Source organism: Tardiphaga sp. vice154, from assembly GCF_007018645.1.
Lineage (GTDB): Bacteria > Pseudomonadota > Alphaproteobacteria > Rhizobiales > Xanthobacteraceae > Tardiphaga.
The window spans coordinates 2,104,739-2,119,489 of sequence record NZ_CP041399.1 but is presented as its reverse complement, the minus strand read 5'-3'; the positions used below and the strand labels follow the sequence as shown (position 1 = coordinate 2,119,489).

Annotated in this window: 11 protein-coding genes; 7 read left to right on the top strand and 4 right to left on the bottom strand. The window is 65.7% G+C overall.

The window, feature by feature from the left end:
• Positions 1 to 158 precede the first annotated feature (158 nt).
• The 4 genes from FIU28_RS09895 (at position 159) to FIU28_RS27190 (ending at position 3,409) form a co-directional block, all read left to right on the top strand.
• The gene (locus FIU28_RS09895) at positions 159 to 572 is read left to right on the top strand and encodes a Zn-ribbon domain-containing OB-fold protein (protein WP_143572772.1); all 414 of its coding nucleotides are present in this window, start codon (positions 159 to 161) and stop codon (positions 570 to 572) included.
• A 4-nt stretch (positions 573 to 576) separates the two neighbouring features.
• Positions 577 to 1,716 (top strand): thiolase C-terminal domain-containing protein, encoded by a 1,140-nt coding sequence (locus tag FIU28_RS09890; protein ID WP_143572771.1) that lies wholly within the window; start codon positions 577 to 579, stop codon positions 1,714 to 1,716.
• 178 nt (positions 1,717 to 1,894) lie between these two features.
• Positions 1,895 to 2,821: an SDR family oxidoreductase gene (locus FIU28_RS09885; protein WP_143572770.1), complete on the top strand. Its 927-nt coding sequence runs from the start codon at positions 1,895 to 1,897 to the stop codon at positions 2,819 to 2,821.
• 12 nt (positions 2,822 to 2,833) lie between these two features.
• Positions 2,834 to 3,409, top strand: coding sequence for an MFS transporter (locus FIU28_RS27190; protein ID WP_368039354.1), 576 nt, complete (start codon positions 2,834 to 2,836; stop codon positions 3,407 to 3,409).
• 32 nt (positions 3,410 to 3,441) lie between these two features.
• On the opposite strand, the gene ppc is transcribed toward FIU28_RS27190, so the two are convergent.
• The gene (gene ppc / locus FIU28_RS09875) at positions 3,442 to 6,237 is read right to left on the bottom strand and encodes a phosphoenolpyruvate carboxylase (RefSeq protein ID WP_143572769.1); all 2,796 of its coding nucleotides are present in this window, start codon (positions 6,235 to 6,237) and stop codon (positions 3,442 to 3,444) included.
• Between the two features lie 113 nt (positions 6,238 to 6,350).
• The gene (locus FIU28_RS09870) at positions 6,351 to 8,525 is read right to left on the bottom strand and encodes a phytoene desaturase family protein (RefSeq protein WP_143572768.1); all 2,175 of its coding nucleotides are present in this window, start codon (positions 8,523 to 8,525) and stop codon (positions 6,351 to 6,353) included.
• A 105-nt stretch (positions 8,526 to 8,630) separates the two neighbouring features.
• Between FIU28_RS09870 and FIU28_RS09865 the strand changes: the two genes are divergently transcribed.
• On the top strand, positions 8,631 to 9,251 hold the full coding sequence (locus tag FIU28_RS09865) for a TetR/AcrR family transcriptional regulator (RefSeq protein WP_143572767.1): 621 nt from the start codon (positions 8,631 to 8,633) through the stop codon (positions 9,249 to 9,251).
• Between the two features lie 19 nt (positions 9,252 to 9,270).
• On the opposite strand, the gene FIU28_RS09860 is transcribed toward FIU28_RS09865, so the two are convergent.
• Both FIU28_RS09860 and FIU28_RS09855 read right to left on the bottom strand, forming a co-directional pair.
• Positions 9,271 to 10,812 (bottom strand): acyl-CoA synthetase, encoded by a 1,542-nt coding sequence (locus FIU28_RS09860; protein ID WP_143572766.1) that lies wholly within the window; start codon positions 10,810 to 10,812, stop codon positions 9,271 to 9,273.
• Between the two features lie 175 nt (positions 10,813 to 10,987).
• Positions 10,988 to 11,797, bottom strand: a complete 810-nt coding sequence (locus FIU28_RS09855; protein ID WP_143572765.1) for a crotonase/enoyl-CoA hydratase family protein — start codon at positions 11,795 to 11,797, stop codon at positions 10,988 to 10,990.
• A gap of 111 nt (positions 11,798 to 11,908) precedes the next feature.
• Here FIU28_RS09855 and FIU28_RS09850 point away from each other — a divergent pair, with 111 nt between their 5' ends.
• Entirely contained in the window at positions 11,909 to 12,781 is an 873-nt protein-coding gene (locus tag FIU28_RS09850; RefSeq protein ID WP_143572764.1) for an SDR family oxidoreductase, read from the top strand.
• Positions 12,782 to 13,085: 304 nt separating this feature from the next.
• The gene (locus tag FIU28_RS09845; RefSeq protein ID WP_143572763.1) at positions 13,086 to 14,660 is read left to right on the top strand and encodes a fatty acid--CoA ligase; all 1,575 of its coding nucleotides are present in this window, start codon (positions 13,086 to 13,088) and stop codon (positions 14,658 to 14,660) included.
• Positions 14,661 to 14,751 lie beyond the last annotated feature (91 nt).

The window sequence follows — 14,751 nt, the reverse complement described above, 5'->3', positions numbered from 1 at the left end:
CGTCAGGTTGCGGCAGCACAAGCCGCGCGCCGGCCGTTGCCCATTGCGCGGATACGGCCATGCAGCGGCGGCGCTGGACCGCTCGTGCCGGAACGTGGCATGTCGGGAGATCACGAGGCGGGCGCACGACCCGCGTGAGGGACACAGGAAACACCGAGATGACCGAGGCTGCACGCGCGCGCCCGAAACCGACCCCGGAGACCCAGCATTTCTGGGATGGCACGAAAGCCGGCGAACTCCGCCTGCAGCGCTGCGATGCCTGCGACAACGTCTATTTTCCACCGCGCCCGTTCTGCCCTGCCTGCGCCTCGCGCAAGGTCAGCACGTTCAAGGCATCCGGCCGCGGCAAGCTGTATTCCTACGTCATCAATCACCGGCCGGCCGCACCGGGCTTCACGCCGCCTTACGCGATCGCCGTCGTCGAGCTGGAAGAAGGCCCGCGGCTGATGAGCAACATCCTCGATTGCCCGCAGACGCCCGAGGCGCTGGTGCTCGACATGAAGCTCGAAGTCGCGTTCGAGAAGCTCGACGACGCCATCACGCTCGCGCAATTCCGCCCGGGCAAGGACTAGCATCATGCGCAGGAACGCAGTCGCCGTCGTCGGCGCCGCCGAAACCACCGAGCTCGGCGTCATCCCCAACATGTCGCAGCTGCAGTTGCACGCTGACGCCGCACTGAACGCCATCAAGGACGCCGGCCTGAAGCTGTCGGACATCGACGGCATCGCTACCGCGGTCGAGACGCCGCAGCAGATCGCACATTATCTCGGCATCACGCCCACCTGGGTCGACGGCACGTCGGTCGGCGGCTGCTCGTTCATGCTGCATGTCCGCCACGCGGCCGCAGCCATCGAAGCCGGTCTCTGCAACACCGTGCTGATAACGCACGCGGAAAGCGGCAAGTCGATGATTGGAAAGGCGCCGCGCTCGATTCCCGCCGACTCGTTGCAGGGCCAGTTCGAGGCGCCCTTTGGCGTGTACGGGCCGCCCAGCATGTTTCCGATTCCGGTGCTGCGCTACATGAAGACCCACGGCATCACGCATGAGCAGATCGCCTCGGTCGCCGTGTTCCAGCGCGAATGGGCGGCGAAAAATCCGCGCGCCATGATGAAGGCGCCGATCACGGTCGAGGACGTGCTGAACTCCAAGATGATCGCCTACCCGTTCCGCATCCTGCAATGCTGCCTGGTCACCGACGGCGGCGGCGCGCTGATCATGACGTCGGCGGAGCGCGCCAAAGACTTTCCGCATAAGCCCGTCTACATCCTCGGTACCGGCGAGAGCGTGGAGACTCCGATGGTCAGCCAGATGAAGACGTTCGATTCGTCGCGCGCTTTCACGGTGGCCGGGCCGACCGCGTTTCGCGAGGCCGGCATCAAGCACGGCGACGTCGATCATTTGATGATCTACGACGCCTTCGCGCATCTGCCTTTGTACGGCCTCGGCGACCTCGGCTTCATGCCGCATGAGGAGACCGGGGCATTCATCGCCGCAGGCAACACAAGGCCGGGTGGCAAGTTGCCGATGAACACCAATGGCGGCGGGCTCAGCTACATGCATTCCGGCATGTACGGCATGTATGCGCTGCAGGAAAGCGTGCGGCAGATGCGCGGCATCGCGCCGGCCCAGGTGCCGGGTGCGAAAATCTCGGTGTGCCACGGCGTCGGCGGCATGTTCGCGGCGTCGGGCACGGTGATCTTCACGAACGAGAAGTGACACTGTCGTCCCGGGGCGCAAACGCCGCGAGGCGATCGCGAACCTCAGCCACTCCAATTGGAGTGGCGGGGGACCTCGAAATGTTCATCGTCCCATGTCGGGGTCCCGGGTTCGCTCGAGCTGCGCTCTCGCGCCCCGGGACGACGATCAAGAACAACCCACCACCAAGGAAAACCAGATGGCCGACACCACCAAATCACTGCAGGATAAAGTCATCGTCGTCACCGGCGCCGGGCGCGGCATCGGGCGGGGCATCGCGCTGCTGTGCGCCGCCGAGGGCGCGAAAGTCGTCGTCAACGATCCCGGCGTCGGCACCGACGGGTCGGGCGGCGAAGGCGGCGCGCCGGCCGAGCAGGTCGTCGAGGAAATCCGCAAGGCCGGCGGCACTGCGGTCGCCAATTTCGAATCCGTCGCCGAGGCGATCCCGGCCAGCAAGATAATCCAGCAGGCGGTCGATACCTGGGGCCGCATCGACGGCGTGGTGAACAATGCCGGCATCCTGCGCGACGCGATCTTCCACAAGATGTCGATCGACGCCTTCGAGATGGTCATCAAAGTCCATCTGATGGGCTCGTTCTATACCTCGCACGCCGCCGCGCGTTATTTCCGCGAGCAGAACTCCGGCTCGTTCGTGCACTTCACCTCGACCTCCGGCCTGATCGGCAATTTCGGCCAGGCCAACTATTCCGCCGCCAAGCTCGGCATCGTCGGCCTGTCAAAGTCGATCGCGCTCGACATGCAGCGTTTCGGCGTCAACTCGAACTGCGTCTCGCCATTCGCCTGGAGCCGCATGATCGGCTCGATCCCGACCGAGACCGAGGAAGAGAAGGCGCGCGTCGAGCGCATGCAGCGCATGGGCCCGGAGAAGATCGCGCCCTTGGTGGCGTTCCTGCTGTCGGATGCGGCGAAGGAAGTGTCCGGCCAGATTTTTGCCGCGCGCATGAACGAGATCTTCCTGATGGGCCAGTCGCGTCCCTTGCGCTCGATCCACCGCGACGGCGGCTGGACCCCGCAGACCCTCGCCGAACACGGCATGCCGGCGCTGAAGTCGTCGTTCTACAAGCTGGACCGCTCGGCCGATATTTTCAGCTGGGATCCGGTGTAACAACACCCCACACTGTCGTTCCGGGGCGCGAGAGCGAAAGCTCGAGCGAACCCGGAACCTCGACATGTTCAAAACATCTCGGGATTCCGGGCCTGCCTCGGCCGCAAGACGACGCTGGTTGCGGCGCTGCTGACGATGGGCATCTCCACCGTGATCATCGGCCTGCTGCCGACCTATCACCAGATCGGCGTGGTGGCCCCCTTGCTGCTGGCGCTGTGCCGGTTCGGCCAGGGCTTTGGCCTCGGCGGCGAATGGGGCGGCGCGGTGCTATTGGCGACCGAGAATGCGCCTCCTGGCAAGCACAACTGGTACGCGATGTTTCCGCAACTCGGCGCGCCGGTCGGGCTGTTCCTGTCGTCCGGTGTGTTCTGGATCCTACTGCATTGCATCTCGCCGGAGGCGCTGCTGAGCTGGGGCTGGCGCATGCCAAAAGCCTTCCGCGGCGAGCGCTTGGCGATCCGCCCCAAGGACCGCGACGGCCACTACGGCGTGTTCTTCGGAAGCCGGCAAGTCGGCGAAATCGACTTGACCGACAGCAAAAGTGTCAGTGATGTATCCGAACAGGCGTCAGCTATGTCTCCGGGCTGAACAGCGGGGAGGGAGGCCACTGGCTGCGTCGCCTACCCGCTGTTCCTTAACCCCGCCGAGATCCCGTTGATCGTCAATTGGATCCCGCGCAGCACCTGCGGATCTTCCGCTTCGTTGCGATGCGCCTTGAGCAGTTCGACCTGGACGTGGTTGAGCGGGTCGAGATAGGGGAAGCGGTTGCGGATCGAGCGTTCCAGCAGCGGGTTGCTCTGCAGCAGGCGGTCCTGCTCCATGATGTCGAGCAGCGTCTCGATCGACAGATGCCACTCGCGGCGGATGCGACCGAAGATCGTTTCACGCAAGCTCACATCCGCGACCAGTTCGGCGTAGCGCGAGGCGATCGCGATCGAGCTCTTCGCCAGCACCATGTCCATGTTCGACAACAGCGTGCGGAAGAATGGCCATTCGCGGTGCATCTCCTGCAGGAACGCCATGCCCTTGTCAGGATGCTGCTTGAGCCAGGCCTCCACCGCGCTGCCGAAGCCGTACCAGCCCGGCAGCATCAGCCGGCATTGCGCCCAGCTAAACACCCAGGGAATCGCGCGCAGATCCTCGATCGCGCGGGTCTTCTTGCGCGACGCCGGACGGCTGCCGATGTTCAGCGTCGCGATCTCGGTGATGACGGTGGATTCCCAGAAGTAGTCGACGAAGCCGTCGGTCTCGTAGACGAGGTTGCGATAGGCGGAGAACGCCAGCGCCGAGATCTGCTCCATCGCCTCGAGATAGGCGTCCGATGGCGCGCTGTGCTTCGGCGCCAGCAGGCTCGCTTCCAGCGTCGCTGCCGCCAGCACTTCGAGATTGTTGCGGCCAACCTCGACGTTGGAATATTTGCTGAAGATGATCTCGCCCTGCTCGGTGATGCGGATCTGGCCGTCGACCGCGCCGCCCGGCTGCGCCAGGATCGCGTCATAGCTCGGCCCGCCGCCGCGGCCGACCGAGCCGCCGCGGCCGTGGAACAGCCGCAGCCGCACGTGGTGGCGCTCGAACACCTGCACGAGGCCGATCTCGGCCTTGTATAATTCCCAGCCCGAGGTGACGAAGCCGCCGTCCTTGTTGCTGTCAGAGTAGCCCAGCATTACTTCCTGTGTGCTGCCGCGGCTGTCGACCAGCCTGCGGTATTCATGCAGCGAGAACAACCGGTCCATGATCGCGGCGGAGGCCTGCAGATCCTCGATGGTCTCGAACAGCGGCACGATGTTGATGGCGCTGCGGCCCGAGGAATCGACCAGGCCGACCTCCTTCAGCAGCACCGCGACTTCCAGCATGTCGGAGACGCCCTTGCACATCGAGATGATGCACTGGGGGATCGCCGCGGCGCCGTACCGGTGGTGCACCTCCGCGGCTTCACGGAACAGCGCCAACTCGCCCACCGTCTCGTCGCTGTACTTCACGAACAGCGAGGTCAGCGGCCGCATGCTGCGCAGCTCGCCAAGCAGCAGCGCGATGCGGGCGTCCTCGCCGAGCGCCAGATAGGAGGTGCCGGGGATCGCGGTATCCAGCAGCTCGGCGATGGTGCGCTCGTGCACCGCAGAATTCTGCCGGATGTCGAGGCTGGCGAGATGGAAGCCGAAGCAGTCGACGGCGCGGCGCAGCTGGCGCAGCCGGCCGTGCGCGATGACACCGGATTTGTTGGCGAGCAGCGACTGCGCAAGGATGTCGAGATCGGCCTTGAATTCCTGTGCGCTGACGTAAGGCGCGGCGTCGCCGACCGGCGGTCGGTTGCTCTCAACGCCAAGCTCCAGCGCAGTTGCCGCCAGCCGCGCATAGATGCCGGACACCGCCAGCCGGTACGGTTCGCCGGCGCGGTGCGGCGACGTATCCGGCGAACGCTCCGCCAGCGCGCGGACGTCCGGCGAGACCTGGGCGAGGTGGGCGGCGATCGACAGTTCGGAACCGAGCTCATGCAGCTCGGCGAGATAGAACTGTACCGCCCGCGACGACTGCAGCGCCAGCGTGCCGCGCATCACTTCGGCGGTGACGAAGGGGTTGCCGTCGCGGTCGCCGCCGATCCACGAGCCCATCTTCAGGAACGAGCCGATCTCGGCAGCGTCGCCGTCCTCGGCCTGCAGCCGGTCTTCCAGCACGCCATGCAGCCGCGGCACCTCGCGCAGGAAGGTGTAGTCGTAGAACGACAGACCGTTGGTGACTTCGTCGAGCACGGTGAGCTTGGTCCGGCGCAGCAGGTTGGTCTGCCACAGCGTCAGCACCTCGCGGCGCAATTGCTCTTCGAGCGCCTCGATCTCCTCAGTGGTGAGCTGCATCCGCTCGCGGCGGTCGAGCAGAGCGGCGACCTGCATTTCACGGTCGATGGTGCTCTTGCGGCGGACCTCGGTGGGATGCGCCGTCAGGACCGGGCTGACCAGCGCGCGTCCGAAGAACTCGCGGAGCTGCTTCGCATCGATCCCGGCGTCGCGCGCACGTGCCAGGGCGCCGGCCAGCGACGCTGCGGCCAGCGGCGCATCGCCGGAGCGCTGCGCGCGCATGCGGCGGATGTTGTTCTGGTCCTCGGCGATATTGGCAAGGTGCGAGAAATAGCTGTAGGCACGGACGATACGAACCGTTTCCGGCGTCGACATGCCGTCGAGGATGGTTTCCAGTTCGCGCCGCGCCAGCCGGTCCTCGTCGCGGTGGAAGCGGATCGAGGTCTGGCGGATGCGTTCGACGAGGTCGAACACCGCCTCGCCCTCCTGGTCGCGCACCGTGTCGCCGAGAATGCGGCCGAGCAGCCGGATGTCGTCGCGCAGCCGCGCATCGGCCTCCTGCGAGACGATATCCTCGCCGCGGTTCGGCAGCGTCTCGGGATCGAGTGGCAGGATCATGGATGACATCGCAAACTCCCACGAAGTTGCCGGCCGCTGTTGGTCGCAAGATTTCTGCGGCGGTGCAAGATCCGATGCAATCCGCGGGCCGCCCGGCTTCCGGCGACCCGTTGCCGGCTGATCTAGGCGGCGGCCACGCTTGGTGCCTCGATCGCCGGCTTGGCCGGCTGCGCCGCGAGCAGGCCTTTGCACAAGGCCTCGGCGGCGCAGGCTCCCGAAATCACCACGGCCTCGATGCCCGGTCCATGCGTCGCCGCACCTGCCACCACGAGATTTCGCAGCGGCATCTTCACCGGCAGCCGCCCCGTCTTCCCGGTCACGCCGTAGATCGCACCAGCATTGGTCCAGGCATAGCGGTGATAGGTGGCAGGGCTGGATTCCGAACGATAGACGATGCGCGCATCGATATCGGGGATCACCGCGCGCACGCGGGCGATCAGGCGATCGCCCATCAACGTCTTGCGGGCGAGATAGTCCGGCGACTGGCGGAACGAGTCGAGCTGGTCCGCGGCGGTGCCATCGGGCGGAAACCACGAGCGCGCCTCGTCATGGCTGATCAGTTCGATGATTTCTACGACCGAATGTCCGGGCGGCGCGCAGTAGGGATCGACGGCGGACGGCACGACCATGCCCGCCATGCCGTCCGGCGTCACCACATGCACCACCGCCGGCAGGTGCAGCGACCCGCGCAGGCCGAGGGAGATGCCGATGGCGGAGCATGCCGGCAGCAAGGGACCGACCTGCGATTCGAGTGTCCGCGCGATTGACTGGTCGTCCAGCAGCCGGGTGACGGCCTCGCGGGCATCGGCGTTGCACACCACCGCTTTCGCGGCGATGCGCCGCGACCTGCCGCGGAAATCCTGCACCAGCAGGCCGGTCGCCGCCCCATCGGCTGTGGTGATCCTGACGACGGGCGTGCGCAGATGAACCCGGCCGCCGCGTTGCTCGATCGCGCGCGCGAGGCTTTCGGCCATCGCTCCGGAGCCGCCTTCCGGATAGTAGCCGCCGTTGAAGTAATAGCCGAAAATCGGGACCATGTCGGCGACCGTCGCCGTGGCGGTGTCGTCGGTGATGTAGCCGCCGAGCGCCGAGATCCATTCCCTGGCTCCGGCGTCCGTGACATGGCGCGCGACGAAGTCGTGCCACGGGCGTCTCATCCACGCCACTGCCAGCGGATGGGCCCTGGCAAAGCCGAGCAATGCGTCGGGATCGGCTGGCATGCCGGGAATGCCGCCGCGCGCGGCGCCCGTCGAATACATCGACGTGAACACGGTGAAAATATCCTCGAACAGCGCGGCAATGCCGGACGCCTCTGCCGGATATTGCTCGCCGATCATCTTCGCATAGAGGCGCCAGTCGCGCGGCACGTCGATGGTCTTGCCGTCCAGCACGTAGCGATGATCGAGACGCTTCCAGGCAACATCATTGGCGATGCCGAGACGCTCGAACACGGAGCGCACCGGGCCGCCCGGCTGCCAGCCGGAGACGTCGTGCACACCGGAGTCGAACCGGAACACCAGTTTGTCGTGGCTGGCCGCATCGCGTTCCCTAGCAACGCGCAGCCAGTTATGCGCGAAGCCGCCGGGCACGACATGCTGCTCGCAGACGATAACCTTCAGCCCGGAATCAGCCAACAGCGCGGCGGCGGTCAGGCCGCCGATGCCGGCGCCGATGATGGCCACGTCGCAAGTCTCGTCGTCCTCCGCCGCAGCAAGCGTCGCGCCGGCAAAATCCGGCGCCGGCCAGTTGTTGCGTTGGTCGCCTTTGGCCATCGCCGTCAAGGCGCGCCGCACCAGTATCTTTGGCAACAGGACCGACGCCACGCCGCCCGCCGCCACCGGCAGCCAGTGCGCCAGCGCCGGCATGCCGACAAAATTGGCCAGCGCCATCCAGCCGAACAGCACGGCCCACATCGCCGAGATCGTCATGTTGACGGACTTGAACAGCGGCGTGGCCGCCGCGCCCTCATATTCACCAGCGGAAAATTCGGCGGTCCAGGGCCGCCCGATCACCACGCTGGCGGTCGCGCCGATGCCGAGCGCCAACAGCAGCAGAGAGGTCGAATTCCCCATCAGTGTGGACAGACCGAGCGCCTGCCCCAGCGCCACCACCGCGAGCCCGATAATCGCCGCGATTTCGAACACCGGCGGTAGCTTGCCCCGGTGCCAAAGCGCGCTCCACGCCATCGCATAGGCGAGGCCCGCAACGGCACCGGCCAACGGCCATCCGAGCCAGATGCCGACGGCATAGATGGGAAGGGCCAGCAAAGCCGCATGCGCCAACAGAAAGGTCTTCATGGTCGATCTCCGGGTTGCCGATCGGCCTCAATATACATTGTAAATTTACATTGTAAATAACAGGAATCAGCGTATCAGGAGACCGGATGGTTTTCTGGAGGTGGGATGCCGCGGGCGCTTTCCCGATCGGAAGTCGACGACTTCAAGCAACGGCTATGCGCGGCGGCGGAGAATCTGATCCTGCGCCGTGGCGGGCCGGACTTCACCATGCGCGACCTCGCCGCCGAAGCCGGCTGCAGCCCGATGCTCCCCTACCGCTACTTCAAGGACAAGGTCGACATCATCGCCGCCGTTCGCGCCGCGGCGTTCCGGCGCTTTGCCGCCGAGCTCGAGGCGCCGCGTTCGGCGCCGGGCGACACCGTTGCGCATTCGCGCGCCGTCGGTGACGCCTATGTCGCCTTCGCCTTCGCCCATCCGCATCTCTATCGCCTGATGTTCGACATGGCGCCGGTGGAGCGCGGCCGATATCCGGAGCTCGATTCCGCCATCGAGCAGGCGCGCGGAACCATGACCCGCCATGTCGAAGATTTGGTCAGGGGCGGCTTCCTAACCGGCGAGCCGGAGATCATCGGGCATGTATTCTGGGCCAGCCTGCACGGGCTGATCGTCTTGCAGCTCGCGGGTCAACTCGCCGCCGAACCGGGTTTCGAGAAACTGCGGGCCGCCACCCTCGGCGCGCTGGTCAACGGGCTGCGGAGCGGCCTGCCCAAAGCCCCCGGCGTTTGAACGTCGCTACGGCAGCGCCTCAGATCGCCCGTCCCGCCTTCGCCCAATACGGATCGCGCAGACGGCGCTTGAATATCTTGCCGGAATCTTCGCGCGGCAAATTTGCCTGGATCACGATCAGCCGCGGCACCTTGTAGTCCGCCAGCGCCTTTTTCAGCTCGGCGCGGACCAAAGCCAGATCCAGCACCACGCCGGGCTGCGGCTCGATCACCGCCATCAGCGCCTCGCCGAATTCCTCGTCGGGCACGCCGAACACCGCGCAATCATGCACGCCGGCGACGGCGTGCAGCGCGGATTCGATTTCGGCGGGGTAGATGTTGACGCCGCCGGAGATCACCATGTCGCGCTTGCGGTCGCAGATGAAGACGTAGCCGTCTTCGTCGATATAGCCGACGTCGCCCGAGGTGATGAAGCCGTCGCGCTCGATCTCGCCGCGCTTGTCGGGCTTGTTGTGATAGGTGAAATCCGGATTGCCGGATATCCGCGAATAGATCTCGCCGATCTCGCCCTGCGGCAGTATATGGCCGTCATCGTCGAGGAAGCGCAGTTCGGCGCCATCAGCGATGCGGCCGACCGTGCCGGGCTTTTTCAGCGAATCCTCGGAGGTGGCGAAGGTCACCGCGCCGGATTCCGTCGAGCCGTAGAATTCGTGGATCACCGGGCCCCACCAGTCGATCATCGCGCGCTTGACGTCGGCCGGGCACGGGGCTGCGGCATGGATGACATGGCGCAGCGACGACATGTCGTATTTGCCGCGGGTGTGATGCGGCAGCTTCATCAGCCGGATGAACATGGTCGGCACCATGAACACCGTGTCGATCTGCTGCTCGTCGATGATGCGCAGAAATTCCTCCGGCTCGAAGCGCGGCATCAAGACCTGCGCGCCGCCGAGCCGGCCGGCGCGCAGCCCGAACGCATTTGGCGCGGAGTGATACAGCGGCCCCGGCAGCAGCGCGCGCGAACCAGGCTTGAGGCCATAGACGCGGGCGCGCATCGCGTCGGTCGATGCCGCCTGCTCCGGCGTCGGCGCGAAACGTCGGACACCCTTGGGGTGGCCGGTGGTGCCCGACGTGTAGATCATGTTGTGCGGCTGCGGCTGCTTCGGCCCGTCATACGGCGCCTGCTCTTGCAGCCACGTTTCCAGATCGATCGCGCCGTCGGGCGTGCCGGTGTGCGCCGGATCGATCTTGTAGTTCGCGAGAATTTCAGCCGGCAGCGCGACGCTGAGTGTGATGATGCCCTCGGGGATCGCCTCGCGCAGCTGGTGCAGCATGTCGGCATGGCCGATCAGGATGTTCGTGCCGGAGTCCTTGATGACGTAACTGATCTCCTCCGGCTTGAAGTGCCAGTTCACCGGCACCGCATAGGCGCCGAGCTGCATCACCGCATAGGCGGCTTCGAGAAACGCGATGTCGTTGCGCATCAATATGCAGACGCTGTCGCCGGGCTTGACGCCCTGCCGGTGCAGACCGCCGGCGATGCGCGCAGCGCGCTCGTTGATCGCATCGAACCCGCGCCGCCGCTCGCCTGACATGACGCCTTTGAAGAGATTGGAGGTCATGGACGTCTCCAGTTTGTTATTTTTGATACAGCCTCTCCCCGTCATTGCGAGGAGCCCTTGCGACGAAGCAATCCAGTCCTTGCCGAGTTTGTGGCTCTGGATTGCCGCGTCGCTTCGCAAGGGGAAAGCCAACTGGCTTTCCCTGACCTCGCAATGACGGCGGAGGGCGCAGCGTTCAGTCCACAAAGTTCGGCGCGCGCTTTTCGATATTGGCGCGGACGGCCTCGAGTTGGTTGGGCTGGCCCATCAGGGCGGCCTGCTCGACGGATTCGGCGAGCAATGCCGGGCCGGGATCGACGCAGAGATTGTTGAGCATGCGCTTGGCGGCGCGGATCGCGTCCGGGCTCTTGCCGGCGATGTCGCGCGCGGTCGCCATCGCTTCGGCATGCGGATCGTCGCAGATCCTTGTGGCGAGGCCGTAGCTGAGCGCTTCCTGCGCCGAGAACACGCGGCCGGTGTAGGTCAGCTCACGCAGGATATCGTCGCGCACGAGGGAGGCCAGGATCGGCGTGCCCGCCATGTCCGGCACCAGGCCCCATTTGATCTCCATGATCGACATCCGCGCATCCGGCGCCAGAAAACGCAGGTCGGCGCCGAGGGCGAGCTGGAAGCCGCCGCCGAGCGCCACGCCATGCACCGCCGCGATCACCGGCACCGGCAGTTGGCGAAAGCCCCACACCGCCTGCTGGGAATGATTGGCGAGGCCATGAGTGCGCGCCGCGAGGTCGCGCTTCGGCGCGCCTGGAATGCCCTCGCCGCCGTGCGCCTTCATGGCCGCGAAGCGCCCCATGTCGAGCCCGGCGCAGAACGCCCGGCCCTCGCCCGACAGCACCACCGCCCGCAGCCCCTTTTCCACGGCAAGCCGCGCCGAGGTCGCCACCAGCGCCTCGAACATCGCGACATCGAGCGCATTCATCTTGTCGGCGCGGTTCAGTCGGACGTCGGCGACGCCGTCCACCATCGATACGGTGACGCGATCTTGCATTGGGCGTTTCCTCCCCAGACTTGTTTTTATTCGCTTCACAGAAAAGCGTTGTCGGGATTTAGTCAATCGCCTAACTAACCCGGCAGCAACCTCTTAGAGCAGGACACTTCCATGTTCAATGCACAGCTTCTCGCAGGGCGAAACATTCTGGTGACGGGCGGCGGCACCGGCCTCGGCAAATCGATGGCGGCGCGCTTCCTCGAACTCGGCGCCGACGTGCATATCTGCGGCCGCCGCAAGAGCGTGTGCGACGAGACCGCCACCGAGTTGATGGCGGAGTATGGCGGCAAGGTCACCAGCCACGGCGTCAACATCGCGGATGCCGCCGCGGTCGATGCGATGATCGAGAGCATCTTTGCCGAGAAGCCGCTGACCGACCTGATCAACAATGCCGCCGGCAATTTCATCGCCCGCACCCAGGACCTCACGCCGCGCGGCTTCGACGCGGTGGCCAATATCGTGATGCACGGCACGTTCTACGTGACGCATGCGGTGGGCAAGCGCTGGATTGCCGGCAAGACGCCCGGCAACGTGGTGTCGATCACCGTGACGTGGGTGCGCAACGGCAGCCCCTATGTGGTGCCCTCGACCATGAGCAAGTCGGCGATCCACGCCATGACGATGTCGCTGGCGACCGAATGGGGCCGCTACGGCATCCGCCTCAACACGATTGCTCCCGGCGAGATCCCGACCGAGGGCATGAGCAAGCGCATCAAGCCCGGCGACGAGGCCGGCGCCCGTACCCGCGCGCAAAATCCGATGGGCCGGGTCGGCAAGATGGAGGAATTGCAGAACCTCGCGGTGTTCCTGATCTCCGGCGGCTGCGACTGGATCTCGGGCGAGACCATCGCGATGGACGGCGCGCAGGCGCTCGCGATGGGCGGCAATTTCTATCAGCTCCGCGAATGGTCCGACGCCGACTGGACCGCCGCGCGCGACAGCATCAAGGCGCAGAACGACAAGGACAAGGCGGCACGGGGGTAGCAGGCGGCCTTCGGTTTATAAAACCGCTGCGCTTCAGCCCCCTCACCCGCCCCGGCGTCGCTTCGCTCTGCCGGGTCGACCTCTCCCCGGCGGGGAGAGGTGAACGGCGCGTCATTGCACGAACAATCCTGATTGGTGCAACGACGCTCAACCACCTCTCCCCGGCGGGGAGAGGTCGGCGCGCGCAGCGCCGGGTGAGGGGGCAACGCGACGTCCTTGCCGCATCGCAGCACCTTTCTCACCTTGTCAGGTTGAACGGACCACCTCACACTCTCCCCAACTAATAAAACCAAGGGGGGAGACCATGTGCGTTTCACAAGCGGCGACGCTCGCCGATGTCATCCGGCTTCAGGCGAAGTTGCGGGGCCCGTCCACCGCGCTGGTGTTCGAGGGGCACCCGACTTCCTTCGCCACGCTGGATGAACATGCCAGCCGTGTGGCCAACGGGCTGATCGCGCAAGGCATCAAACCGCGCGAGCGCATCGCCTATCTCGGCAAGAACAGCGACGTCTTCCTCGAGCTGCTGCTCGGCGCGATCAAGGCAGGTGTGGTGATGGCGCCGGTGAACTGGCGGCTGGCCGCGCCCGAGATCGCCTTCATCATCCGTGACTGCCAGGCCCGGATGCTGTTCGTCGGCCCGGAATTCGTCGAGCAGGTGCGCGACCTCGTGCCGGAAATTCCCGATGTGCGCGTGGTCATGACCACCGAAGGCGGCGCCTCGGAATGGCCGGACTTCCGTAGCTGGCGCGACGCACAAAGCGACACCGACCCGATGACGCCGCTTGCGACCGATGACATCGCGATCCAGCTCTACACCTCGGGCACCACCGGCAAGCCGAAAGGCGCGATGCTGACGCACGATAATTTCCTGTCGCTGCTGCGCATCGCCGAAAACGACCCGCCGGACTGGAACCGGTGGACGGCGGACGACGTCTCGCTGGTGGCCATGCCGATGTTCCACATCGGCGGCATCGGCTGGGCGGTGTTCGGCCTGTACCACGGCGCCAAGGGCGTGATCGCGCGGGAGTTCGATCCCGGCAAGGTGCTCGACGATTTCGCGCAGCATGGCATTTCGAAACTGTTTTTGGTGCCGGCGGCGATGCAGTTCATCGTGCGGCAGCCGCGCGCCCGCGAGATGGATTTCTCGAAACTGCGCTACATCCTGTACGGCGCCTCGCCGATCCCCGCCGCGCTTCTGAGGGAATGCATCGAGGTGTTCGGCTGCGGCTTCGTGCAGATGTACGGCATGACCGAGACCACCGGCACCATCGTGGTGCTGGCGCCGGAGGACCATGTCGAGGGCCGCGCCTGCATGCGCGCCGCCGGCCGCGCGCTGCCCGGCGTCGAGATTGCGATCCTCGATGCCGACGGCCGACCCTTGCCGACAGGCGAGGTCGGCGAGATCGCGACGCGCTCGGGCTCCAACATGGCGGGCTACTGGAACCAGCCGGACGCCACCGCGCGCACGCTGGATGCCGACAACTGGCTGCGCACCGGCGACGCCGGCTATCTCGACGCTGACGGCTTTCTCTACATTCACGACCGCATCAAGGACATGATCATCTCCGGCGGCGAGAACATCTACCCCGCCGAAGTCGAGAGCGCGATCTGCGACCATCCCGATGTCGCCGAAGTCGCCGTCGTCGGCGTCCCGGACGAGACCTGGGGCGAGGCCGTCAAGGCGGTGGTGGTATTGAAGCCCGGCAAGAGCCTCAGCGCGCCCGAACTGATTGGCTTCACCAAAGAGCGCATCGCCGGTTTCAAGTCGCCGAAGTCGATCGACTTCATCGCCGCATTGCCGCGCAACGCATCCGGCAAGATCCTGCGGCGCCATCTGCGCGATCCCTATTGGGAAGGAAGGGAGCGGCAGGTGAACTAAACCAGCGGGCCTAAGGTTAGGTATGTTGAACGCTACAGATTATCCAATCTCCACGTCGTCCCCGCGAACGCGGGGACCCATACACGCCGAA